This window comes from Polyangium sp. 6x1, assembly GCF_029946515.1.
Classification (GTDB): domain Bacteria; phylum Myxococcota_A; class Polyangia; order Polyangiales; family Polyangiaceae; genus Polyangium.
Map to the genome: position 1 here is coordinate 19,948 of NZ_JARZHH010000087.1, position 21,513 is coordinate 41,460.

Below are 21,513 nucleotides of genomic sequence, written 5' to 3' on the forward strand. Positions count from 1 at the left end.
CTCGATGGCTTCACCTCGGTCGCGCAATGCCATAACGATCCAGCCTGCGATAGAAGGTCGCTCGTGGAATCGCGAGCGAGCGCGCGGCTTGCGCGGCGTTCCAGTCATTGTCGGCGAGCGCGCGGAGGATGGCCTCGCGCTCGGCGTCCCCGCGAGGCCGCTCGATACGCCGCGACGGCAGCGGCCGCGCGCCGCTGAGGCCGAGATCTTGAGCCCGGATCTCGTCGCCCTCGGCGAGCACGATCGCCTTCATGAGCACGTTTTCGAGCTCGCGCACGTTGCCGGGCCAGGAATGGGCGAGCAGCACGCGCATGGCCGACGGCGTGATGCGCGGCGCCTTCCTGCCGAGCTCACGGGCCGCGCGCGTGATGAGGTGCGCCGCGAGCTCGGGCAGATCTTCGAGCCGATCGCGGAGGGGCGGCAGCGTGACCTCCACGACGCCGACGCGATAATAAAGATCTTCTCGGAAACGGCCGAAGCGGACCTCGGCACGGAGGGTCCGGTTCGTGGCGCAGACCAGCCGGAAATCGACGGGGACCGTGGTGTCGCTCCCGAGCGGGCGCACGACGCGCTCCTGCAGGACGCGGAGCAATTTGGCCTGCACTTCGAGCGGCATTTCGCCGAGCTCGTCGAGGAAGAGCGTCCCGCCCGACGCCGCCACCATGAGGCCCGCGCGGTCGCGATCCGCGCCGGTGAAGGCGCCTCGCTTGTGGCCGAAGAGCTCCGCTTCGAGCAGACTCGCCGGCAATGCAGCGCAGTTGATCCCCACGAAAGGGCCCGCCCGGCGCCCGCTCGCGTCGTGGACGGCGCGCGCGACGAGCTCCTTGCCCGTGCCGCTCTCCCCGAGGACGAGCACCGGGAGCGGCGACGCGACGACGCGGTCGAGCGTCGCGAGCACACGGCGGAGGGCAGGGCTCCTGCCGACCATTCCCCGATCGTCGTGGCGATGATCGAGCGCCTCCTGCTTCGCGCGGACCTCGTCGCCGAGGCGCACGATCTCGGCCGCCTGGAGCCGCGCGAGCTCCTCGACCTTGCTGCGCTCGGCTTCGAGCTCCTCGGTGCGGCGCCGGAGGTCGTCGATGAGGCGCGCGCGCCGGAGGACCAGCGCGACGTGATCGGCGAACCCGAGGAGCAGGTCGATGTCGGCCTCGCGAAAGCGCGCCTCGGTGAATCGATTGTCGAGGTAAAGCGCGCCGATCACGCCGTCGGGGGAGCGAATCGGGACGGCAATGACGGAGCGGAGGCGCATCGCGTGCACGGAGGCATTGCCTCGGAAACGTTCGTCCTCGCGCGCGTCGGCAGTGCAGACGGGCTGGGCCGTGCGCATCGCCTGTTCGGCGATCGAGCGGCTGAACTTGAGGTGGACCTTGCCGATCTGCTCGCGATCGACGTTCCGCGCGGCCGGCACGTGCAAAGCCCCCGAGCGCGGGTCTTCGAGCACGAGAAACCCTCGTTCGGCGCCCGTGAGCTCGATCGCGGCGTCGAGCGCCATCACGAGGATGCCGCTCGCCTCGTCGGTGCCATTGAGCTTGCGGTAGAGATCGAGCAAGCGCGCGAGTTTGTCCGCGCGCCCCTGGGATACGTCCGCGACGCGCGGAGGGACGGGCGCGCGCACGCGGCGTCGTGGATGGGCGAAGAACGCGCTCCGGAGCTCGGGGGCGAGGCCCGAGACGGCTTGCTCGCAGAGCGCGTCCGCGCGGGCGCGCAGCGGGAAGGCGCGCGCCCGCTCGCCCGCGTGCTCGAGCGCTGCGGCGAGCCGGCTCGCGCAGACCGCGACGAGATCGGGCTGCCCCGCGCGTTCGGCGAAGGAGAGCGCTTCTTCGAGCCGACGCATCGCGTCCGCGGACAAACCTCGCAGGCGGTCGAGCTCCGCGCGCCCGAGCGCTTCGCGCGCCGCGACGTCGGGCGCCTCGCGCGCCTCGCCGGCCACCGCATCGAGGGCGCGAGCGCCGGCCGCAAGGTCGCCGGCCGCGAGCTCGATGTCGGCGCGTTCGAGTGCGACTTCGGCGGCTTCGCGTGCCATGCCGAGCCGGACGAAGGCGGCGTGAGCCCGCTCGGCGGCGTCGCGGGCGAAGACGAGATCCCCGAGGCCAAACGCGTTTTCCCCCGCGGCCGATGCGGCCGACGCGGCGATGGCCGCGAGCCCGGCGGCCGTCGCGTCCGCCTCGGTGCGCGTCGCGGTGCGGAGGCCACGTTCGAAGGCGCCGACGTCGGCCCAGAGCTTCGCGAGGTTCGAGGCGAACAGGAGGCCGACGTCTCGCTGGCCGAGGGCGCGGCTGACGCGCGCGCCGCGCTCGTAGGCGTCGAGGGCCTCGGCGAACCTGCCGAGCTGGTGGCACGCGGTGCCGAGGTTCAAGCATGTCCGCGCGATGGCGTCGCTGAGGCCGTGCTCCTCCGCGACCCAGAGCGCCTCGCGGTGGCCGGCGAGCGCCGCGCGGACGTCGCCCGCGCGGTAGTCGTGAATGGCGCGGTAGCTCCGCGCGCGGAGCAGGCGCCGCGGCGAGCGCTCGGTCGCGACGGCCGAGAGCTCCAGGAAATGGCGCGCCGCGCGCAGATCGCCGAGGTGCGTCGCGGCGACGACGAGATCCTCCATGAGGTCGGCGCGCACGTCGTCGTCCGCGAGCGCGGGCGCAGCTTCGAGCGCGGCCTCCGCGACCACGCGCGCCTCCGCGTGGCGCCCGAGCCGCGTGAGCGCGCGCGCTTCGAGATCCGCGCGCCGCGCCCGGCCCACCTCGTCGAGCGGCTCGCGGCTGGCCTCGGCGAGCACCCCGAGCGCTCGCTGCGCCTCTCCCTGCTGCGCGAGGCAGCTCGCGAGCGTGAGGAGCGCGCCGCCGCGTCGCGCGCCGCTCGCGAGGCGCGAGAGCCTTCGTTCGATTGCCTCGCGCGCGCGCGCCGGATTGCCCGCGAGCTCGATGACGCGCACGGCGAGCAGCCACGCCGCGTCGTCGGGGTGTTCGGCGTCGAGCATCGCCTCGGCTGCGCTTCGGAATGCGCGCGGGTGCCTCACCGCATCGGCCCCGCATTCGGCGAGCCTATGCGCGGCCTCCGTCGCGCGTCCCGCGAGCGCCCAGTGCCGCACGGCCTGCCCAGCTGCCTCCACGCGTTCGTCGGCGGACGCCGCGACATCGGCCCCACGCGCGTCGAACGCCGCGGCGATCGCCGCGTGGGCCTCGCAGATCGCCTCCTCGCTCCCCACGAGCGCGGCGGCCTCCCGCCTCGTGATCCGCAGGGCATCGGCATCGCGGCGCGCGAGGCCACGGCCGACGAGCGCGGAGACCTCGGCTTCCCCGATTCCGAGGCTTCCGAGCAGCGTGAGCCGCGCGCGGCCGGCGAGCGCGACGAGCATGGCGAGCGCGCGCTCCTCGGCCGGGGGAAGCGCGCTCGTAACCGCGGCGCGGGGCTTCTTTCGTGCGGATCGCCCCTTCGTGACGGCGCGATCGAGCTCGCCCTCCGCGGCGCTGCCGGCTTGCATCTCCGCGACGACGTCGGCGATCGCCGCGGCGTGCCCGCCCGTGGCCGCGCAGAGCTCGGCCTCGGCGCCGGAGAGGCCGACATCGAGCATCCATTGCTTCACCGCGTGCGCTGGGAGCGGCCCGAGCCCGATTGCCTCGGTGAAGGCGGGCTCGCCGTCGAGGAACACGCCCTTCGCGGGGTCGATCGTGGTGACGACGACGAGCACTGGATCGGCTGGATCGAGCGACCGAACGAGGGCCCGGAGCGCCTCGCGGTCGTCGTCGGGCAGGAGGTGGACGTCGTCCACGAGCAGCGCCACCGGTGTGCCACGACGAACCAGCCGATCCCGCGCTTCGAGCGCAGCACGGAAACCTCCTTCGGCGAGAGGCTCGCCCACGGCGCGCTCCACGAGGGATCCGAACGGCCTTCGCGTCGTGGCGAGGGCTTCCACGGTCGCGACGCGCGTCTGCGCGATCCACTTGAGCTCGCGCAAGAGCCGGCTCCTCCCTGCGCCTTCCGGGCCGTGGAGGACGGCCACCCGCGGTCCGGCGATCCCCGCTTCGAGACGGTCGAGCATCGCGACGAGCCGACCGAGCTCGGCCTCGCGGCCCACGAGCCGCGGCGCATCTCGCGGCGGAACACGCGTCCACGACGCGTGCCCGCCGAGCGCTTCGATGACCTCCTCCGCGGAGGCGGGACGCGCGGCGGGATCCGGATCGGCGAGCCTTCGCGCGAGCCGCTCCACCTGCGGCGGCAACGCGTGCCCACGCGCGAGATCCCGCAGCGTGACGCCGACGGCATAGAGATCGCTGCGCGCATCAGCGCGATCTCCACGAAGAACCTCGGGTGCGATGAAGCGCGGCGTCCCGCTCGGCGCCGCGGCCCTCCCGAGCCGTCCGGCGCACGACAGATCGAGCAGCACGCCGCGGCCGCGCTCGTCGACGATCACGTTGGCGGGCTTGAAATCCCCGTGCCGGAGCCCGAGGCGATGCAGGAACGCGAGCGCGGACAGAGCGTCGACGAGCGGCGCGCGCAGCGCCTCGAACGCGTGCGCCGCTCGATCGAGCTCGCGCCCTTCGACGACCTCGGTCGCGAGGTAATGCAGCGCCGCGCTCTCGCCGTCGCGCGGCAGGGATCCGAAATCGAGCACGCGGACGAGGTGCGGGTGGACGAGGCCGGCCAGGTATCCGAGCTCGGCGCGGAGGGCCCATTCGTCTTCCGCGCGCCGCAGCACCTTCAGCGCGACATCGGCCTCGAGGACGAGATCTTTCGCGAGGAACGTGCGCGCGAGCCCGCCCTCGCCGAGCGTCGCGACGATCCGATAGCGGTGGGCGAGGGTCTCTCCGGGGACGACCAAGCCCGCAGAATGTCTCACAAGTGACTCACTGTATCAATGAGACACTCGCGGGCGGCGAACTTCGCGTTCCTCCTCGGAAATTCGCGTGTTCTTCGAGGCGGCGTGCCCTTGGTACGCCCCCTGCTAAGGGCCGGCGCATGATGTCCGGTCGCGTGCTTCTTCGTTTGCTCGCCGCGTCGCTCGCTCTCGGGGCGTGCATCGTGAGCCCCCAGCCGACGCCCCCCGGAGAACCCACGCTGCTCGCGGATCTCATCTCGCCCGGTGGGCCGATGGACATGTCCGAGACCGTGCGATTCGTCGGCGAGCCCGGCGCGGTCACGCCGCCGGAAGGTGACGTCGTGGTCACGGACCTCGACACGACGGAGCTGCCCACCGTGCTGCCCGTCGCCGCGGATGGAAGCTTCGACATCACCGTCCCCGGCGCGGCGACGCACGAGTTTCGTGTCGAGATCGTGGGTCCGGGTGGAGGCCGCTCGAAGCCCGTCGATCTCGTCCTGAATGCCGCCGCCACCGCATTCGAGCCGGGCCCGCGGCCCCTCGCTGATTGCCTCCTGCTCGATCCGGCGCTCTCGGTCTCGTTCGACGGGGCGGGCGACACGAAAAACATCGTCGTCCGCAACGAATGCGCGGACGAGCTCTCGTTCCTCGCGCCTCGCCTGCGCCGCGGTGCCGCCGCATTCGGCTTCCTGCCGACGGAGCCGTTCCTCCTCGCGCCGGGAGGCGAAACGACGGTCACGGTCGACGCCTCCGCCCAGGCCAACGAGCGTGTCGACGTGCTCTTCCTCGAGACGACCGGCGCCGTTCGAGATCGCCGCCCCCTCACGCTCTTCGTCATTCCCTGAACACGAAACGATTCACCACGGAAAAAGGAGAATTCACCATGATTCGATCGAATACGTTCGCGCTCCTCACGCTCGCGTTTCTCGCATTGCCCGCCTGCGGCAGCTCCGTCGAGGGGGGCGGCGAGGGGGGCGGCGAGCAGACGAGCTTCACGAAGGACGAGGCCCGCGCGATGCAGGGCGTCACGAAGGATGGCGCCGACGTCTGCGCCCTCGAAGGCTGGTACGACGACGGCGTGTGTGACGACTTCTGCGTGACGGGCGACGCCGATTGTGGGGTCGACGGCGGCGAGCCGTGCAGCGAGGAAGCCGGCATGCCGTGCGCGGAGGGCTTCTTCTGCGACTTCCCGATCGACACGATGTGCGGGGCGACCATCGATGCGCTCGGGACCTGCAAGCCCATCCCCGAGAACTGCGACCAGAACTACGACCCGGTGTGCGGATGCGACGGCCAGACGCATTCGAACGCGTGCACGGCCAACATGGCCGGCACGGCCGCCGCGACGGCGGGCGAGTGCCCCTGAGCTCGAAAAGCAGCGTCGACGTCCGGCCCGCGACGCGTCGTGGGCCGGACGGTGACATGTTCGCGAACGCGCGGCGCTTGGGCCGCTTCGGCCTTTGACAGAGCCGCCGGCCGGGATAGTCTCGCGGGATGTCTTGGGCTGGAGGTCTCCCGTGTCGAAGCTGAGCAGGCGTTCTTTTCTTCGAATGAGCGGCATTGCCGCGGGCGGTTGGGTGTTCCCGGGCTGCATCGAGAAGGCGGTCGAGATCCCGGCCCACACGAAGACGCGCTCGATCATGGACGTCGAGCACGTGGTGATCCTCATCCAGGAGAACCGCTCGTTCGACCATTATTTCGGCACGATGCGCGGCGTGCGTGGCTTCGGGGACCGGTTCACCATTCCCCTCGCGGACGAGCCGAGCATCTTCCGGCAGCGCAGCGGCGCCGACGTGATCCTGCCTTATCACCTCGATTCGACGGCCGGCAACGCCCAGCGCGTGGACGGCACGCCGCACAGCTTCGTCGACGCGCACGAGGCCTGGGATCACGGCCGGTACGGCAAATGGCCCGAGTGGAAGCAGCCGCAATCGATGGGCTATTACAAGCGGGCCGAGCTCGAGTTCCAGTTCGCGCTCGCCGAGGCGTTCACGGTCTGCGACGCGTACTTCAGCGGCGCCCACACGAGCACGAACCCGAACCGCCTCTACGCATTCACCGGCACGATCGACAGCCTCGGCCAGAACGGCGGCCCCGCCCTCGACAACTCGCACGATTTCCTGGGCGCCATCGAGAGCGGATACACCTGGAAGACGTACGCGGAGCGGCTCGAAGAAGCGGGGATCTCGTGGCTCGTCTATCAGGACTACACCGACAACTTCTCCGACAACCCGCTCATCGGCTTCCGGTCGTTCCGAAAGGCATTTTTCGAGGACCAGGAATCGCCGCTCTTCAAGAAGGGCATCGAGTCGAGGCTTTCGAACAAGAACCTCGACGGGTTCCGGGAAGACGTGCTCGCCGGGCGCCTCCCGAGCGTCTCCTGGATCATCGGGCCGGCGGACTACTCCGAGCACCCGGGCCCATCGAGCCCCGTGCAAGGCGCGTGGTACGTGCAGCAGGTCCTCGAAGCGCTGATCGAGAATCCCGAGGTCTTCGCGCGGACGGTTCTTTTCGTCACGTTCGATGAGAATGACGGCTTTTTCGATCACCTGCCGCCGCCCTGCGCTCCCTCGCGGCGCGACGACGGCGTGCTCATGGGCGCGAGCACCGTGGACGACACAGGAGAACGTTATGACGAGACGCTCGCCGATCCGCTCGGAGGTCACCCACACGGGCCCGGCGTGCGCGTGCCCATGTGGGTGGTCTCGCCGTGGAGCCGCGGGGGATTCGTCTGCTCCGAGACCTTCGACCACACGTCGATCCTGCGCTTCCTCGAAGCCCGATTCGGCGTGAAAGAGACGAACATCAGCGCGTATCGGCGCGCAATGTGCGGCGACCTGACCTCAGCATTCGATTTCGTGACCCCGAACGAAGAGGACCTACCCGCATTGCCGAGCCTCACGCAAGAAGAGGCCGATTCCCTCCGCGAGGAGCAGGAGCAACTCGCGCAGGTGACAGTGCCGACGGGGGAGGGCGGCTCGCTCCCGCAGCAGGAGACGGGCACACGGCCATCCCGCGCACTGCCGTACGAGCTCGACGTCCGGTGCGTGATCGAGGCCGACGAAGCCGTGCTGACCTTCACGAACACCGGCAAAGCAGGGGCCGTCTTCCACGTGTACGACCGTCTCGCGCTCACGGAGATCCCGCGGCGCTACGCCGTGGAGGCGGGCAAATCCCTCGAGGGGCGGTGGCCCGCAGCAGGAAACCAGTATTCGCTCTTCGTGCTCGGGCCAAACGGCTTCCATCGCGACGTCGTGGACGCCGGGTCGCAAGGCGGAATCGAAATCGAGACGATGTACGACGTCGAGGGTTCACGGCTCGGAATTCGCTGCAAGAACGCAGGCGAAACCATGCGCCGCTTCATCGTGACGCCGCGCGCGTACACGAAGGAGCCCGAGACGCTCGACGTGGGTCCGGAAGGCACAGCGGAGGCGTGGTTCGACGTCTCCGCAAGCGGCCGCTGGTACGATTTCGCCGTGGCCGTGGAGGAGGAGGCCCCCTTCCACCGTCGCGTCGCAGGGCGCATCGAAAATGGCGAGCCGTCGGTCACGGATCCAGCGATGGGCACGCCCGAGTGAATTGCTTGGGGGCGCTGCGCCGGGGCGCTGCCCCGGGCCCCGCGGGGGCTATCCGCCCCTCGACCCGGACCAGGGCCAGCCCTGGACCTCAGGGCATCGACTGCGCGAAGCGCAGTCGATGCGGGGAAAATTTTTAGGCTGTCCGCCCCCTTTGCAGGGCCAGCCCTGGACCTTTCGTGGAAGAACTGCGCTGCGCGCAGTTCTTCCAACAGGCCGTTGGGAGCGCGTTGCCGGTTGAACCGTCAGCGCTGCTGACTGGGCTGGCGGGGTCGTCGCTGGTCTTGCCTCGGCCCGTTCGATGAACTGCGCATTGCGCAGTTCATCGACCCCGAGTCCAGCGCTTGCGCAGGCCCCTGGTCCAGGGGCGGACAGCCCCGGTGGGGCCTGGGGCAAAGCCCCAGCGAGGCGCTTCGAGGAGGCATCATTCCCGTCTCCCCTGGGGCGGTCGATCGCGAAACGGCGCGAGGAACGCGCGCGCCTGCGCCTCGGTCTGGAAAAAGGCGAGCTCGAATGGGAATGCGGAAGGGGCGAGCGTGCGCCCTGCTTTGACGACCATCGTTGCCACGATCCCGAGCGTGAAGCTCGCGCCGTGGAGTGCGACGGCACGGTATGGGTACGTACGATCGACGCGGGAGAGCCTCGACCGCGCATGGGGAGGGATGCTTTGGAGGTCGCGCATGTCCGCGAGCAGCGCGAACGTGCCGTGGCGGTCGCCGAGCTCGAAGACGAGGCGCAGGTACGCCTCGGCGCCCGCTGCGTCGAAGGTGCCGTGGAGCTCCATGCAGAGGAGATCCGGCCCCTCCATCCATAAGCGTTGTTGCCCGCACATCCATTCGAGAGGAGGGCTCATCGAGCCTTTCTATGTCAAATGGGGCGCCCTGCGTACAGCATTTTCCTCCTGTCGGCTTGCGCGCGTCTTGACCTGGAGACCGTCTCGCGCTGGGATGTGGGGGACCTCCGATGGCGACACCCTCCTCCCTGCCTGCCGTGATCGCGGCGCTCGCCGCGAACGCGCTGGTGACGCTCCTCAAGTTCGTGGCCTTTTTCCTCTCTGGCTCGGGCGCGATGCTCTCCGAGGCCATCCATAGCGCTGCGGACACGGGCAACCAGCTCTTGCTCTTCGTCGGGCTGAAGCGCGGCTCGCGGCAAGGCGACGAAGAATTCCCCTATGGGTATGGCGGCGAGCGATTCGTGTTCGGCTTGCTCTCGGCTGCCGGCATCTTCTTCATCGGTTGCGGCGTCACCGTGTACCATGGCATCGAGGGGCTCCGTCATCCGCACGCGACCTCGGTCAACGTGGTCACGTTCGTGGTCCTCGGCCTCTCGTTCCTCATCGAGGGGAGCGCGCTGCTCTTCGCCATTCGAAGCATCGCCGCGCAACGCAGGAGCATGCCTTTTTTCCGGTATGTGCGCGAGAAAGCGGATCCGGCCTCGGTGGCCATCCTGCTCGAGGACGGCGCTGCTGTGCTGGGCCTGCTCCTGGCCGCGATCGGCATCCTGGCCTCGTATTCGACGGGCAGCCCTGTCTGGGACTCGATTGCGTCGATCCTCGTCGGCTTGCTCCTCGGGTACGTCGCGATCCACCTCGTCACCCAGAATCGGGATTTGCTCATCGGGATGGCCGTCCCCGACGGCGTGGAGGAGGCGTTCGTCCGCGTGCTCCGCGAGCGGCCGAGCGTCCGCGGGGTGCGGGATGTGAAGAGCCGGCGAATCACGCCGGAGGTCTACAAGCTCAAGGCCGAGGTCACGTTCGATCCGGCCTTCCTCGCGGCCCGGCTCGATCGGGCGCTTGCGGAGCAGCCCGGCGCGCTCTCGGGGGCGGAACGCGAAGCGACGCTTCGGACGGTGGCGGATGGCGCTCTCCGCGCCATCAGTGATGAAATCGACGATATCGAGGTGGCCGTCCGCGCCGTGATCCCGGAGGCCAGGCACATCGATATCGAGGTCGACCATCATCTGGAGGATCGACGCGCCGAATCGACGCGCGAGCGAGCTCCGCTTCGGGCGCCGGGCGCCCAGATGTGGGATGGATCGGCTTCCTCGTAGGAGGGAGCCACCATCGTCACCGAGCTCCTCGTCATCCTCGCGCTCGTGCTGGTGAACGGCATCCTCGCCGGCGCCGAGATTTCCGTCGTGGCGCTGCGGGCCTCCCGGCTCGATCAGCTCGTCGCGGAAAAGAGCACGCGCGCTCGCGCTGTAAAAGCTCTTCGGGACGATCCCGAGCGGTTCCTCGCCACCGTGCAGATCGGCATCACCGTCGTCGGCGCGCTCGCCGGCGCGTTCGGCGGCGCTACGTTCGCGGAGGAATTCGCGCCCCTGATCCGGCGCGTCCCGATTCTCTCGGGCCATGCGGACGCAATCGCGCTCGGCCTCGTCGTCGCATTGATTTCGTATCTCTCGCTCGTCCTCGGCGAGCTCGTGCCCAAGTCGATCGCGCTGCGCTACGCGGAGACGTATGCGCTGCTCATCGGCAAGCCGCTCCTCGGCCTCTCCTGGCTCGCGCGCCCGCTCGTCTGGTTTTTGACCGCGAGCTCCAACGTCGTGCTTCGGCTTTTCGGGGACAAGACCACGTTCACCGAGGCGCGCTTGTCGCCGGACGAATTGCAGCAGCTCGTCGGGGAGGCGGCGAAGGCCGGGTCGCTCGATCCGAGCGCGGGCGAGATTGCGGCACGCGCGCTCGATTTGCCCGAGCTGTCCGCGGCGCAGGTCATGGTCCCGCGCACGCGCATCGTGGCCCTGCCGCGTGATGCGACGACCGACGACGTGCGCCGCGTCGTCGCCGCGCATGGGCACACGCGAATGCCGGTTTACGAAGGGGATCTGGACCACGTCATCGGCTACGCGAACGTGAAAGACGTTTTCACGCGCGCTTCGGGCGAGACGTCGTTCACCGTGAAGGACGTCCTCCGGCCCCCGTATTTCGTCGGGGAGAGCATGCGCGCGGTCTCGCTGCTCGACGCGATGAAGAATCGCCGCACGCAGCTCGCCATCGTGGTCGACGAGCTCGGCACGACGAGCGGCATCGTCACGCTGGAGGATCTCGTCGAGGAGCTCGTGGGCGACGTGTTCAGCGAACATGAAGCGCCTGCGCCGGAGCTCGTGCGTCGCGAGCCCGACGGGACGTTCCTCGTGCTCGGCAGCGCCCCCGTGCACGACGTGAACCGCGAGCTCGAGCTCGATTTGCCGATCGGCGAGAGGTTTTCGACCGTCGCGGGGCTCGTGCTCGATCTCGCGCGCGCCATTCCCGTGCCTGGGGCGCGGCTCACGGCGCCGGACGGGACGGAGATCGAGGTCGTCGAGGCCACGCCGCGGCACGTCCGGAAGGTCCGAATCAAGCCGCCCGCTCCCCCGCCGGCCGATCACGGATCGCATCGCAACCACGAGCGACGTTGACACCCGCGCTCCAAGCGGAGACGCTCGTTCGTGAGGTGACATGCGAATCCAGGGACCTGTCCTCGCATCCATTCTGACGACCCTCGCCGCGACCGCGTCGGCCTCCGCCGCAGAACCGGATCCGCCGAAGGCCTCCGAGCTGCCGCCCCCCGAGGGGCCGCGCAAGGTCTGGTATGGGTGGCAAACGCTGACCATCGCCGGCGTATCCCTCGGCGTGGGGACCGTTCCGGCGGTGTTCTTCGGCGTGCACCCCTATGTCTGGCCGCTCTCGCTCAGCGGAATGGTGTTCGGCGGGCCCATCATGCACTGGAAACACGGGCGGGTCGGCCGGGGGTTTGCCGTGCTCGGGATGAACGTCGGGATCACGGGGACGGCCGTCGGCCTCTCCCTGCCGGTCGCGTGCATGTTCGAGAAATGCGACGGGCTCTACCTCGAATACACGATCGGCATGAGCTACCTGGGCGCGCTGATCGGCGTGACGATCGACGCCGCGGTCCTCTCGACGTACGAGCCCCCCGCGCCCCTCACGGCCCGAAGGCCGACGAGCACGCTCGATTCGCTCGTGCCGGTGATCGATGTTCGTCCGGGCCAAACGGTGTTCGGCGTGGCAGGCGCATTCTGATCCTGCCTGCGCGCGTTCGTCCTCAGGACGTTTGGAAGAGGCGCTCGACGCGTCGCGTACGGCGCTGCTCGCGGCGGCGTGCGACGCGCGGCTCGTCGAGCTCGCGGCGCGCACCGAGCGCTGTACCGAGGCCTCCCCGGCGGAGGCGTTCGCGTCGTTCCTGGAGGATCTCGTGCTGCACACGAGCGGCGCAAGGCGAAGGCGACACGCGCCGCGTTCGGCGGCTCGTCGGGATGTTCGTCGACGGGCTGCGTGCGTGGGCGCGACCATCCTCGGCGTCGTGACGCGCGCGGGCGCGCCAGGCGGTGATGCAGAGGGCGAGCGTGCGAGCAGCGCGCGACTGCCGCGGACAGCATGTCGCGCGTTATCTCGCCGGGGGTTATGCCCCGAGGACCGCGTCCGCGAGCCTTTGAGCCTCGTCGTCGGAGATGCCCCAGCTCTGCTGTACGAAGGAGAGAAGGCCGTCCTCCTGCTCGCTCAGCTCGCCGTCCTTCGCCGCGAAGGTGATCATGATCTGATAGGTGAGACGCTGAACCTGCGGGTTCGTGATCGAATGCGTGAGCGACTTGACGCGCGCCTCGACGGCGTCCCCGGTCGCGCACTCCTTCGAGTTCCGCTCGATCAGGGTAGCCAGATCGTTCGCCGTGAAGCGCTCGAAGCCGGGGATCTGCTGCGCCCCGACGAGCAGGTCGTTGATGTCGTCGTTGGATAGCTCGCCGTCGGCGATCGCGGCCCAAAGCGAAAGCTCCATGATGGCGGCGTTCGACGGATCCGCCCCGCGCGTGTTGGTTGCGGGCGTGGTCTCCGTGAAGCGTCTGCTGATGCTGAATCCCATGATGATTGCCTCTGTCGGTGAGTCGAGCGGTTGCTTTCGTGGCCGAACGCGCGCCGCGGGCAGTTCCCGTGTGCGGCGAACGGCGAGCGTCCCCCGAGATGGAATGTCTCGAGTCACGCTACGGGGATGAGCTCAAAGATGCCTTTGACGCGGCGGCGCGTAGCCCGCGCTCGCCGGCCGATGCCTCTCGCGCTCATGGACACCGACCTCGGCAACCTGTCGCAAAAAAATCTCCATCCTCCGTCACCTCCGGCCAACGCAGGGCCGACCGGCGGCGGTCGCCGGCCGGTTGCAGGTGGGAGCCGGACATGAGCGAGGAGCGACTGGAAAAAGCTCTTCGACAGCTTGCACGCGAGAGAGACGTGCTGGCGGATCGGCGCTGGGAAGCGCTCGCAACGGGGGAAGTGCACGGCGGAAAAGGTCGAAAAGCTCCGTGACGCGCCCGGCCGACCTCGGGGCCGCGGCCCGAGGTCTTGGGCCTCGCGCACGGACGCTCCTCATCGAGGAGCGAATCCCCCTACGGGCGGCGTCAGCCCGCTTCCGGCGCGGGGGTGCTCTCTCGCACGTCGCCGCCTTGTCGCTTGACCCGCCTGGAGCCGAGGGCAGGCACGCGCTCCTCCCAATCGTCCTCGTGGAAGTAATGGGCGACGACCTGAAGGCGTGCGTGGGCTCGGACGAGCAAGGTCGCGAATCGGTTCCGAATCTCCACGGCGTGCGTCGGGCCCGTCGAGGGTTTGGGCGGGGCGTCTGCCGGCCGAAGGTTCGCGACGAGCCAGGAGCCGACCTCGGCGGCGTCGTCGATTTGCGCCGTGGTGAGGGGGTGCTTGCCACTGACGGCCGCGGCGTGCTTCCGGAAGAGGGAGGCGAGCGACACGCAATCCTCGGCGCGATCGCGGAGCCCGCGCCCGGCGGCGATGGTGTCGACCTCGGCCTGGGGGACGATCCCATTCTCGGCGAGGCCCTTGGCGACGGACAGGAGCTTTCCACGCAGATCGCGCGCAATCGATAGCTTCGCCTGGACGAGCGATTCGCTCGGCGCTTCTTGCTCGGCAGCGAGGGCGGCGTATTTCGTGGCCAGGGCGAGCTCGGGGAGGGCGAGCAGGGACGCGAGGTCGATCTTGGGCAAGTGGGTAGCGATCACGGCCTGATGGTCGTGAACGACCTTCATGCCGGTCGTGACGTTCACGAGGGCGAGATCGGGGTCGAGGCGATACGGGAGGATGTCGGTGGCGGGCAAGGCTTTCGCCGCAAGGAGGTATTTTTCGAAGGCTTTCTGGAGATCAGGGTCGGCCATGAGGGGGGCACCGGCTGGATGTGGGGGGAAAGTGTGGGGGACTGTACATGGAGGTTCGTTGGGGGCACAAGGGTTCGGGGGAGGGAAGGTGCGAACAGAACGGGATCTGAGGAGGGGGACGGTGGAGGGAGGGATGGATGAAAGATGGTTTACAAAAGAGGACGGTGGAGGGAGGGATGGATGAAAGATGGTTTACAAAAGGGGACAGTGGAGGGAAGGGGAGGTGGGAAGGTGATTTGACCGGAGGGACGGGGACCGGAAGCAAAGAGAGAAGATGGTTTCCGCTTTGCTTGTGATCGGGTCGCGGGCTTCGTTCCATCGTCGTTCCGCTCGACGATCATTGCCGCGTCCTCCGTTGCATGCGGGCAGGGCGTTCCGTCAGACTCGGGATCCGGCAGGGGACCGAGGGGGCCGGGCAAAGGGGATGGGAGCGGGGGCGGGAGCGGGAGCGGGAGCGGGAGCGGAAGCGGGAGCGGAAGCGGAAGCGGGAGCGGAAGCGGAGGCGGAAGCGGAGGCGGAAGCGGGGGCGGGAGCGGGAGCGGGAGCAGCAAGCGGAATCTGTTTGTATACCGCTAGCTGACGAGCGCGATCTTCCTGGACGCGGCGCACGTGTCCCTCTCCGGTTACGGTGCGGCGTACCCGGGAACGAGCGACCTCGATTGTGCATCATGGGCCGGATCGAACTTCATCCAGCAAGTGAGCGGTCCGCGCGCGGTCAGCGACATGTTCCAGGTGGGCTCGCGCGTGATGTGCGCGCCGCGGATGTGCGGCAGGATCTCCTCGAGCGCGAAGCGCGCCTCGGCCCGCGCCAGCGCGGCTCCTAGGCAGAAGTGGATGCCGTGCCCGAAGGAGATGCTCGCGCGCTGCTTGCGGTCCATGTCGAAGCGGTCCGGGTCCTCGAAGTAGCGCTCATCGCGGCAGGCCGAGGCCACGAGGAGCAGCAAAATCGCGCCCGCGGGGACGCGTACCCCGGCGATTTCCTCCTCCGCGACCGAGAGGCGCACCGCCATTTGCACCGGCGACTCGAAGCGCAAAAGCTCTTCGATGAAGTTCGGGATCTCGGTGGGATGGGCGCGCAGGCGGTCGAGCAGCGAGGGGTGCGTGGCGAGGATGCGCAGCGCGTAGGTGAGCATGTGGGACGAGGTCTCGTAGCCCGCGACCATGATGACGAAGAGGAAGCTCATGATCTCGTCGTCGGTGAGGCGGTGCCCCTCGATCTGGGCGTCGAGCAGGTCGCTCACCAGATCATCGCGCCGCGCGCGCCGCCGCTCCTCGATCACCCCGAGCAGGTAGCGCTCCTGCTCCGCGATGGAAGCGCGGATGCGCGGCTGGGCCTCGGGTGGCGTACCCGGATTGATGGCGATGATATCGTCATTCCATGCGCGGATGAGCTTTCGGTGCGCGCTCTCGAGGCCGAGGAGGTTGGCGATGACGCCCATGGGCATCGCCGAGGCGATGTCGTCGCACACGTCGATCTCGCCGCCCTCGCGGGCACGGACGACGAAATCACGGGCAACGGCGCGGACCAGCGGCTCGATGCGAGGGAGGACGCGTACCTTGAACGCGTCGGTGGCGAACGCGCGGTATTTGCCGTGCTGCGGAGGGTCCATCATGGCGATCGAGTCGGCCAGCGGGTTGCGCTCGATCCATGGCTGAATGGCCGCGGCGCGCTGGCCATAGGACGAGAAGCGCGTAGGTTGCTTGAAGACCTCCACGATGTCGTCGTAGCGGCTCACCGCCCACATCCCGCCGGGATCGACCTGCGTCACCGGCGAAGACCGGCGCAGCTCGGCGAAGTACGGATACGGGTTCTTGCGGTACTCGGGGTCGAAGAGGTTCAAGCGTGCCATGGGGCTCCTTGGCGAGGGTTCAGTCCTGGAGAGTGCGACGCGGCGAACGGGGCGCGTCCCATGATAAGCGAGCACGGCGTACGCGCGAACCGCATATCGGCGCGAACCTGATTCCGTCCGCACCCGCATGCCCGAACCTACCCGTGGCCTGAGCATGGGTCTCTTCTTGGAGCCGCCGCGCCGGGGCGCTGCCCCGGGCCCCGCGGGGGCTACGCGCCCCTCGACCCGCGCCAGGGCCAGCCCTGGACCCTTTGGGGAAGAACTGCGCGATGCGCAGTTCTTCCCACAGGCCGGTGGTACCGCGTTGCCCGCTGAACCGTCAGCGCTGCTGTCTTGGGTCTTCACTCGGCCCGTTCGATGAACTGCGCGGAGCGCAGTTCATCGAACCTCGGTCCAGCGCGGGCGCTGGTCCGGGTCCCGGGGCGGACAGCCCCGGGTGGGGCCTGGGGCAACGCCCCAGCGCAGCGCCTTCGAGATGAGACCCATGCTCAGGTGGCGGTGCCCTCTCGCTCGTCGCCGCCTTGTCGCTTGACCCGCCTGGAGCCGAGGGCAGGCACGCGCTCCTCCCAATCGTCCTCGTGGAAGTAATGGGCGACGACCTGAAGGCGTGCGTGGGCCCGGGCGAGCAAGGTCGCGAATCGGTTTCGAATCTCCACGGCGTGCGTCGGGCCCGTCGAGGGTTTGGGCGGGGCGTCTGCCGGCCGAAGGTTCGCGACGAGCCAGGAGCCGACCTCGGCGGCGTCGTCGATTTGCGCCGTGGTGAGGGGGTGCTTGCCACTGACGGCCGCGGCGTGCTTCCGGAAGAGGGAGGCGAGCGACACGCAATCCTCGGCGCGATCGCGGAGCCCGCGCCCGGCGGCGATGGTGTCGACCTCGGCCTGGGGGACGATCCCATTCTCGGCGAGGCCCTTGGCGACGGACAGGAGCTTTCCACGCAGATCGCGCGCAATCGATAGCTTCGCCTGGACGAGCGATTCGCTCGGCGCTTCCTGCTCGGCAGCGAGGGCGGCGTATTTCGTGGCCAGGGCGAGCTCGGGGAGGGCGAGCAGGGACGCGAGGTCGATCTTGGGCAAGTGGGCGGCGATCACGGCCTGGTGGTCGTGAACGACCTTCATGCCGGTCGTGACGTTCACGAGGGCGAGATCGGGGTCGAGGCGATACGGGAGGATGTCGGCGGCGGGCAAGGCTTTCGCCGCAAGGAGGTATTTTTCGAAGGCTTTCTGGAGATCAGGGTCGGCCATGAGGTGGCTCCGGTTGGATGTGGGGGTGCAGTGTGGGGGACTGTACATGGATGTTCGTTGGGGGCACAAGGGGTCGGGGAAGGGAAGGCTCGATCAGATTGGGATCTGAGAGGGGGACGGTGGAGGGAAGCAGAGGTGAAAGATGGTTTACAAAAGAGGACGGTGGAGGGAGGCAGAGGTCAAAGATGGTTTCCAGAAAGGGACGGTGGAGGGAAGGGGAGGTGTGAAGGTGTTTTGACGGGAAGGGCGGGGACAGGAGGCACAGAGAGAAGGTGGTTTCCCCTTCCAATGTACTTGGGGACGGGTCTTGCCGCGGGGGCGGAATGCGGAGGACGATCCGTGGCACATTGGGTGCTGATTCGCATTTTTTCATACGGAGGAGCAGAGAACGCCACGTGAACGCACATGGACGCTTCGTGATCTGAAGTCGTGAGCAGAGGGAGCCATCATGTCTTCGTGCAGGCTTTTCGGAAACGACGCCACCGACGCGATCGCCGCCGAGCTCCGTGTTTTTGCGTATCCCATCCTGGCGAGCGCGCTGCTCGTCGCGGGATGCTCGAGCGATCTGGGACGCTCGCCGCCGGCGTCGATGGACGGCACGGAGGCCGTCCATATCGGTCGTCCGAGGCGTGCGAACGCGCCGGCATGCGGTGCGATATCCCGCGGCGTCTCGAGGCTGTGCCAGGATCCAGCGCTTGGCTCGGTGAAGGATGCAGGGATCGTCGGACGTACCGCGGAGTACTGGTGGCTCTGCCGGGCGGGCGAATGCCCACGCGACGACATTTCGTACGTGGGCCTCGACTATGGGAATTTTCCGTTTGCGTCCGTGGGCGAGTACTTCTTCGCCGTCGTGGCTCCCGGGTACGAAGACGGAGGCTTCCGGGACGGCGCGCCAGGGAACCTGAGCGATCGAAGGGCGAGCTGTGTTCCGGGCGATCTCGGACAGGGCGATTCCGTGGACGATCGCACGATCGTCATTGCGGCATTCGAGCCGGGCGTCTTCACCGTCTTCTCCCCCGCTTCCGCCGGAACGCACGACAAGTCGTGGATGGACTCGGGGTTCATGAGCATCGCCCTCGCGCCCTTCGACGCCACGCCGGACGGCAAGTACGTTCTCGCCATCTGCCCGAGCAGCGCGTCGTCGCGTTGCGACTGTGCCTTCGAACCGTTCTTCGTCGAACCCGCGCAGGCCGACGCTGGCGCGTCGAATCCCGAGGCCGGCACGCCGTGAATCCGCCGTAGCGCCAAGGTCAGGGGCACGCGCGGAGGCGGCGGGTTGGGCCGGGTGCGGGAGCGGCAAGCGGAAACCGATTGTGTACCGCTTACATCCTCGCCCCTCGCGGGGCTGCATGTTACCTACGCAGGCCATGTCGATGGCCCCAGTCCGACCCGCACGCCCCGCGGATCTCCCGCCGCTCGTGGAGATCTTCAACCACTACATCCGCGAATCCTTCGCCACGTTCGACGAACGGCCGTACCAGGTCGAGGAGCGGCGAGCCTGGTTCGAGACGTTCCGCGAGACGGGCCCTTATCGGCTCCTCGTCGCCGAGGATGCCGCAGGCCGGGTCCTCGGCTGCGCCTACAGCAGCCGCTACCGCGAGCACCCGGCCTTCCGCGAGACCGTCGAGACGAGCGTGTACATCGCCCCCGACGCGCGTAGCCATGGCGTGGGGCGCGCGCTCTACGAGGCGCTCTTCGCAGCACTGCGCACCGAAGAGCTGCACCGCGCGGTCGCCGGGATCGCTCTGCCAAACCCGGCCTCCATCGCCCTTCACCATCGGCTGGGCTTCCGCACCATCGGCGTATTCGACGAGTATGCAATCAAGCGCGAGCGACGCATCAGCTCGGTGTGGATGGAGAAGGCGCTCGATCAGGACGGGGACCGCGCCCCCTCCGCCGGGGAGCGTTCGATCGAGCCCGGGCAGCGCCCCGCCTTCATCAAGCACCAACGCGAGATTCGCAGCCCCGACGATGCGCACTACCGGGGCAGCGATGAGCTCCTCAGCATCGGATCCCCTCTGGGGCGCGCGGTGGGGCTTTCGCGCATCGGCATCCATCACGAGGAGCTGCCGCCGGGGCGACGCACGTCGTGGCCGCACGCAGAGAGCGACGAGGAGGAGTTCGTCTATGTCATCGAGGGTCGGCCCGACGTCTGGCTCGATGGGCACCTGTTCCCTCTCGAGCCCGGGGATGCCGTAGGATTTCCCGCAGGCACGGGAATCGCCCACACATTCATCAACAACACCCAGGAGGCGGCGCGGCTTCTGGTCGTGGGCGAGGCCAACAAGCGCTGGAACCGCATCGTGTACCCCCTCCATCCGGCAAGAAACGCGGAGGTCGGGGAAGGCCATTGGCGCGATGCACCGCAGCGCGAGCTCGGTCCTCACGATGGAATGCCCGACGCGCTGCGGCACCGTTCAGCGGGCACGAGCGACGGGGCGTGAGCGCCTGGCCCCGCCGCTCGCGGGAGCGGCAAGTGGGATCTGATTGTGTACCGCTGTCGAGGAAGGGTTCCGCGCGGGGAAAGCAGCTCACCAAGGATCTCTACCCATTCCTGCAACGTCTGTTGCATCGATCCGCTTTGGGATGTAGTCTCGCATACTGTGAATCTTGCGCTAGGCCTCTCTTTCTTCGTCGTCGCCGTCATTCTCGCCGCGTGCGGTGGCGGGAAGCCCGCTCCCGGGAGCGACTTGCAGGAGCGCCGGGGCCGCTGTTACCTCCGGGATTGTGACGACGGAGAGATCTGCAACGAGGGGTTCTACGGCGGCCGATGCCAGCCTCCGCGCTCGATGGAGATCGGCGGGGTCTGCGGCGATCATGACAACTGTAAGAGCAACACCTGCCACACGATCAAGGGAACCCCCCGCTGCGTCGAGCGCTCACCGGACCCTTGAGCGGATCCAGTTGAGGCGGCGCTCGCGCGGGCGCTGGACGCAGCGGGAGCGGGAGCGGCACTTACGCGAGCGGGAGCATTTTCAAATGCTTCCGGGCGAGATGCAGGCGGCTGTAGACGGCCTTCACATGGATGCCGAGCGAGGCTGCAATCTCCGGAATCGACCACCCCTCCAGGTACGGAATCACCGCGGCACGGATGCGGGGTCGGATCTTCGCCAGGAACCGCTTGAGCCGGAACAGGCCGTACGTCGCGTGGAGGAGCGTATCCGTCGACGCGGATTCTTCCTGCTCGGCATAATCGTCCGCGAGCCCCGCGAAGACCTCTCGCTCGTGACGCAAGAGCTTCCGATAATTGCTCGCACGGTTGAGCCCGATCACCAGGAGCCACGGACGGGCCTGCTCCGGCGTGACGAGAGATTCGAGCCGGCGCCACGCCGTGAGGAAGACCTCCTGGACAAGATCCTCCACATCACGAGAGGGGATGGCCTGCGTGAGCAAGACGCGCCGCAGGAAATCACGGTGTTCCAGGTAAAGACGGCCGAGCAAGGCGTGCGACGCCGAAAAGTTTGCCGGCGGAGGATGGACGAGTATCGTTGTCATTAGCTCATGACTCCGGTTCTGCGGGGTTGTGGGTCAGACGCCGGTCGGTGGTGATTGCGCCGGCTGGCGTCGCTTGTTTTGTCTCATGAATTGCGGCGAAAGGCAATTCATAAATAGATGGATTGGTTCGTCGCGGGAAAACCCACGATCCGCCCTCAATGAGGCGAGGGGTGTGGGAATGGGAGCCGCGATCCTGGGTTGACCGGGGCGAGACCTCGAGCGACGCTGCCAGCCAAGACGGCAGCGCTGACGGCTCAACCGGCAACGCGGTCCTACCGGCCTGTGGGACGAACTGCGCATCGCGCAGTTCGTCCCCAAATGGTCCAGGGCTGGCCCTGCTAAAGAGGGGGCGGACAGCTTTCAAAACTTTCCCCGCATCGACTGCGCTTCGCGCAGTC

At 68.4% G+C, this 21,513-nt stretch carries 16 protein-coding genes and 1 pseudogene; 10 read left to right on the forward strand and 7 right to left on the reverse strand.

Features of this window, described 5'->3' with window-relative positions; all coding sequences use genetic code 11:
• Nucleotides 1–10: 10 nt before the first annotated feature.
• Nucleotides 11–4,810: a sigma 54-interacting transcriptional regulator gene (locus QHF85_RS43855; RefSeq protein WP_281333452.1), complete on the reverse strand. Its 4,800-nt coding sequence runs from the start codon at nucleotides 4,808–4,810 to the stop codon at nucleotides 11–13.
• Nucleotides 4,811–4,947: 137 nt separating this feature from the next.
• Between QHF85_RS43855 and QHF85_RS43860 the strand changes: the two genes are divergently transcribed.
• The 3 genes from QHF85_RS43860 to QHF85_RS43870 all read left to right on the forward strand — a co-directional run bounded on the left by QHF85_RS43860 (nucleotide 4,948) and on the right by QHF85_RS43870 (nucleotide 8,385).
• Entirely contained in the window at nucleotides 4,948–5,652 is a 705-nt protein-coding gene (locus tag QHF85_RS43860; protein ID WP_281333453.1) for a hypothetical protein, read from the forward strand.
• A 38-nt stretch (nucleotides 5,653–5,690) separates the two neighbouring features.
• On the forward strand, nucleotides 5,691–6,173 hold the full coding sequence (locus QHF85_RS43865; protein WP_281333454.1) for a Kazal-type serine protease inhibitor domain-containing protein: 483 nt from the start codon (nucleotides 5,691–5,693) through the stop codon (nucleotides 6,171–6,173).
• A gap of 151 nt (nucleotides 6,174–6,324) precedes the next feature.
• Nucleotides 6,325–8,385 carry a phospholipase C, phosphocholine-specific gene (locus QHF85_RS43870; protein ID WP_281333455.1) on the forward strand — a complete coding sequence of 687 codons (2,061 nt, stop codon included), beginning with the start codon at nucleotides 6,325–6,327 and terminating at the stop codon, nucleotides 8,383–8,385.
• Nucleotides 8,386–8,806: 421 nt separating this feature from the next.
• Here the strand turns inward: QHF85_RS43870 and QHF85_RS43875 are convergent, their stop codons facing one another.
• On the reverse strand, nucleotides 8,807–9,235 hold the full coding sequence (locus tag QHF85_RS43875) for an STAS/SEC14 domain-containing protein (protein WP_281333456.1): 429 nt from the start codon (nucleotides 9,233–9,235) through the stop codon (nucleotides 8,807–8,809).
• 110 nt (nucleotides 9,236–9,345) lie between these two features.
• Here QHF85_RS43875 and QHF85_RS43880 point away from each other — a divergent pair, with 110 nt between their 5' ends.
• Genes QHF85_RS43880 through QHF85_RS43890 form a run of 3 tightly spaced genes read left to right on the forward strand, consistent with a single transcriptional unit; the run spans nucleotide 9,346 to nucleotide 12,400 of the window.
• Nucleotides 9,346–10,431 (forward strand): cation diffusion facilitator family transporter, encoded by a 1,086-nt coding sequence (locus QHF85_RS43880; protein WP_281333457.1) that lies wholly within the window; start codon nucleotides 9,346–9,348, stop codon nucleotides 10,429–10,431.
• A gap of 33 nt (nucleotides 10,432–10,464) precedes the next feature.
• Nucleotides 10,465–11,778, forward strand: coding sequence for a hemolysin family protein (locus QHF85_RS43885; RefSeq protein ID WP_281333468.1), 1,314 nt, complete (start codon nucleotides 10,465–10,467; stop codon nucleotides 11,776–11,778).
• Between the two features lie 40 nt (nucleotides 11,779–11,818).
• Nucleotides 11,819–12,400 (forward strand): hypothetical protein, encoded by a 582-nt coding sequence (locus tag QHF85_RS43890; protein WP_281333458.1) that lies wholly within the window; start codon nucleotides 11,819–11,821, stop codon nucleotides 12,398–12,400.
• Between the two features lie 379 nt (nucleotides 12,401–12,779).
• On the opposite strand, the gene QHF85_RS43895 is transcribed toward QHF85_RS43890, so the two are convergent.
• The 4 genes from QHF85_RS43895 to QHF85_RS43910 form a co-directional block, all read right to left on the reverse strand.
• Entirely contained in the window at nucleotides 12,780–13,235 is a 456-nt protein-coding gene (locus QHF85_RS43895) for a TerB family tellurite resistance protein (RefSeq protein WP_281333459.1), read from the reverse strand.
• Nucleotides 13,236–13,764: 529 nt separating this feature from the next.
• Complete coding sequence (locus QHF85_RS43900) at nucleotides 13,765–14,529, reverse strand: hypothetical protein (RefSeq protein WP_281333460.1); 765 nt, start codon at nucleotides 14,527–14,529, stop codon at nucleotides 13,765–13,767.
• Between the two features lie 623 nt (nucleotides 14,530–15,152).
• Nucleotides 15,153–16,379: a cytochrome P450 gene (locus QHF85_RS43905; protein ID WP_281333461.1), complete on the reverse strand. Its 1,227-nt coding sequence runs from the start codon at nucleotides 16,377–16,379 to the stop codon at nucleotides 15,153–15,155.
• Nucleotides 16,380–16,867: 488 nt separating this feature from the next.
• Nucleotides 16,868–17,620: a hypothetical protein gene (locus tag QHF85_RS43910; protein WP_281333462.1), complete on the reverse strand. Its 753-nt coding sequence runs from the start codon at nucleotides 17,618–17,620 to the stop codon at nucleotides 16,868–16,870.
• Between the two features lie 448 nt (nucleotides 17,621–18,068).
• Here QHF85_RS43910 and QHF85_RS43915 point away from each other — a divergent pair, with 448 nt between their 5' ends.
• From QHF85_RS43915 to QHF85_RS43925, 4 genes and pseudogenes are all read left to right on the forward strand, one after another.
• A complete protein-coding gene (locus tag QHF85_RS43915) occupies nucleotides 18,069–18,851 on the forward strand; it encodes a hypothetical protein (RefSeq protein ID WP_281333463.1) in 783 nt (260 codons plus the stop codon).
• A 142-nt stretch (nucleotides 18,852–18,993) separates the two neighbouring features.
• A pseudogene (locus QHF85_RS49860) lies at nucleotides 18,994–19,461 on the forward strand (N-acetyltransferase family protein); the annotation flags it as partial.
• 69 nt (nucleotides 19,462–19,530) lie between these two features.
• Nucleotides 19,531–20,064 carry a cupin domain-containing protein gene (locus QHF85_RS49865; RefSeq protein WP_348652811.1) on the forward strand — a complete coding sequence of 178 codons (534 nt, stop codon included), beginning with the start codon at nucleotides 19,531–19,533 and terminating at the stop codon, nucleotides 20,062–20,064.
• Nucleotides 20,065–20,223: 159 nt separating this feature from the next.
• Nucleotides 20,224–20,514, forward strand: coding sequence for a hypothetical protein (locus QHF85_RS43925; protein WP_281333465.1), 291 nt, complete (start codon nucleotides 20,224–20,226; stop codon nucleotides 20,512–20,514).
• A 61-nt stretch (nucleotides 20,515–20,575) separates the two neighbouring features.
• On the opposite strand, the gene QHF85_RS43930 is transcribed toward QHF85_RS43925, so the two are convergent.
• Complete coding sequence (locus tag QHF85_RS43930) at nucleotides 20,576–21,115, reverse strand: RNA polymerase sigma factor (RefSeq protein WP_281333466.1); 540 nt, start codon at nucleotides 21,113–21,115, stop codon at nucleotides 20,576–20,578.
• Nucleotides 21,116–21,513: the final 398 nt, after the last annotated feature.

Excerpts from the sequence above, each read along its gene's own strand:
- QHF85_RS43860 (WP_281333453.1), top strand. The coding sequence starts at position 4,948 with ATGATGTCCGGTCGCGTGCTTCTTCGTTTGCTCGCCGCGTCGCTCGCT.
- QHF85_RS43865 (WP_281333454.1), top strand. The coding sequence starts at position 5,691 with ATGATTCGATCGAATACGTTCGCGCTCCTCACGCTCGCGTTTCTCGCA.
- QHF85_RS43875 (WP_281333456.1), bottom strand. The coding sequence starts at position 9,235 with ATGAGCCCTCCTCTCGAATGGATGTGCGGGCAACAACGCTTATGGATG.
- QHF85_RS43880 (WP_281333457.1), top strand. The coding sequence starts at position 9,346 with ATGGCGACACCCTCCTCCCTGCCTGCCGTGATCGCGGCGCTCGCCGCG.
- QHF85_RS43890 (WP_281333458.1), top strand. The coding sequence starts at position 11,819 with ATGCGAATCCAGGGACCTGTCCTCGCATCCATTCTGACGACCCTCGCC.
- QHF85_RS43895 (WP_281333459.1), bottom strand. The coding sequence starts at position 13,235 with ATGGGATTCAGCATCAGCAGACGCTTCACGGAGACCACGCCCGCAACC.
- QHF85_RS43900 (WP_281333460.1), bottom strand. The coding sequence starts at position 14,529 with ATGGCCGACCCTGATCTCCAGAAAGCCTTCGAAAAATACCTCCTTGCG.
- QHF85_RS43905 (WP_281333461.1), bottom strand. The coding sequence starts at position 16,379 with ATGGCACGCTTGAACCTCTTCGACCCCGAGTACCGCAAGAACCCGTAT.
- QHF85_RS43910 (WP_281333462.1), bottom strand. The coding sequence starts at position 17,620 with ATGGCCGACCCTGATCTCCAGAAAGCCTTCGAAAAATACCTCCTTGCG.
- QHF85_RS43915 (WP_281333463.1), top strand. The coding sequence starts at position 18,069 with ATGTCTTCGTGCAGGCTTTTCGGAAACGACGCCACCGACGCGATCGCC.
- QHF85_RS43930 (WP_281333466.1), bottom strand. The coding sequence starts at position 21,115 with ATGACAACGATACTCGTCCATCCTCCGCCGGCAAACTTTTCGGCGTCG.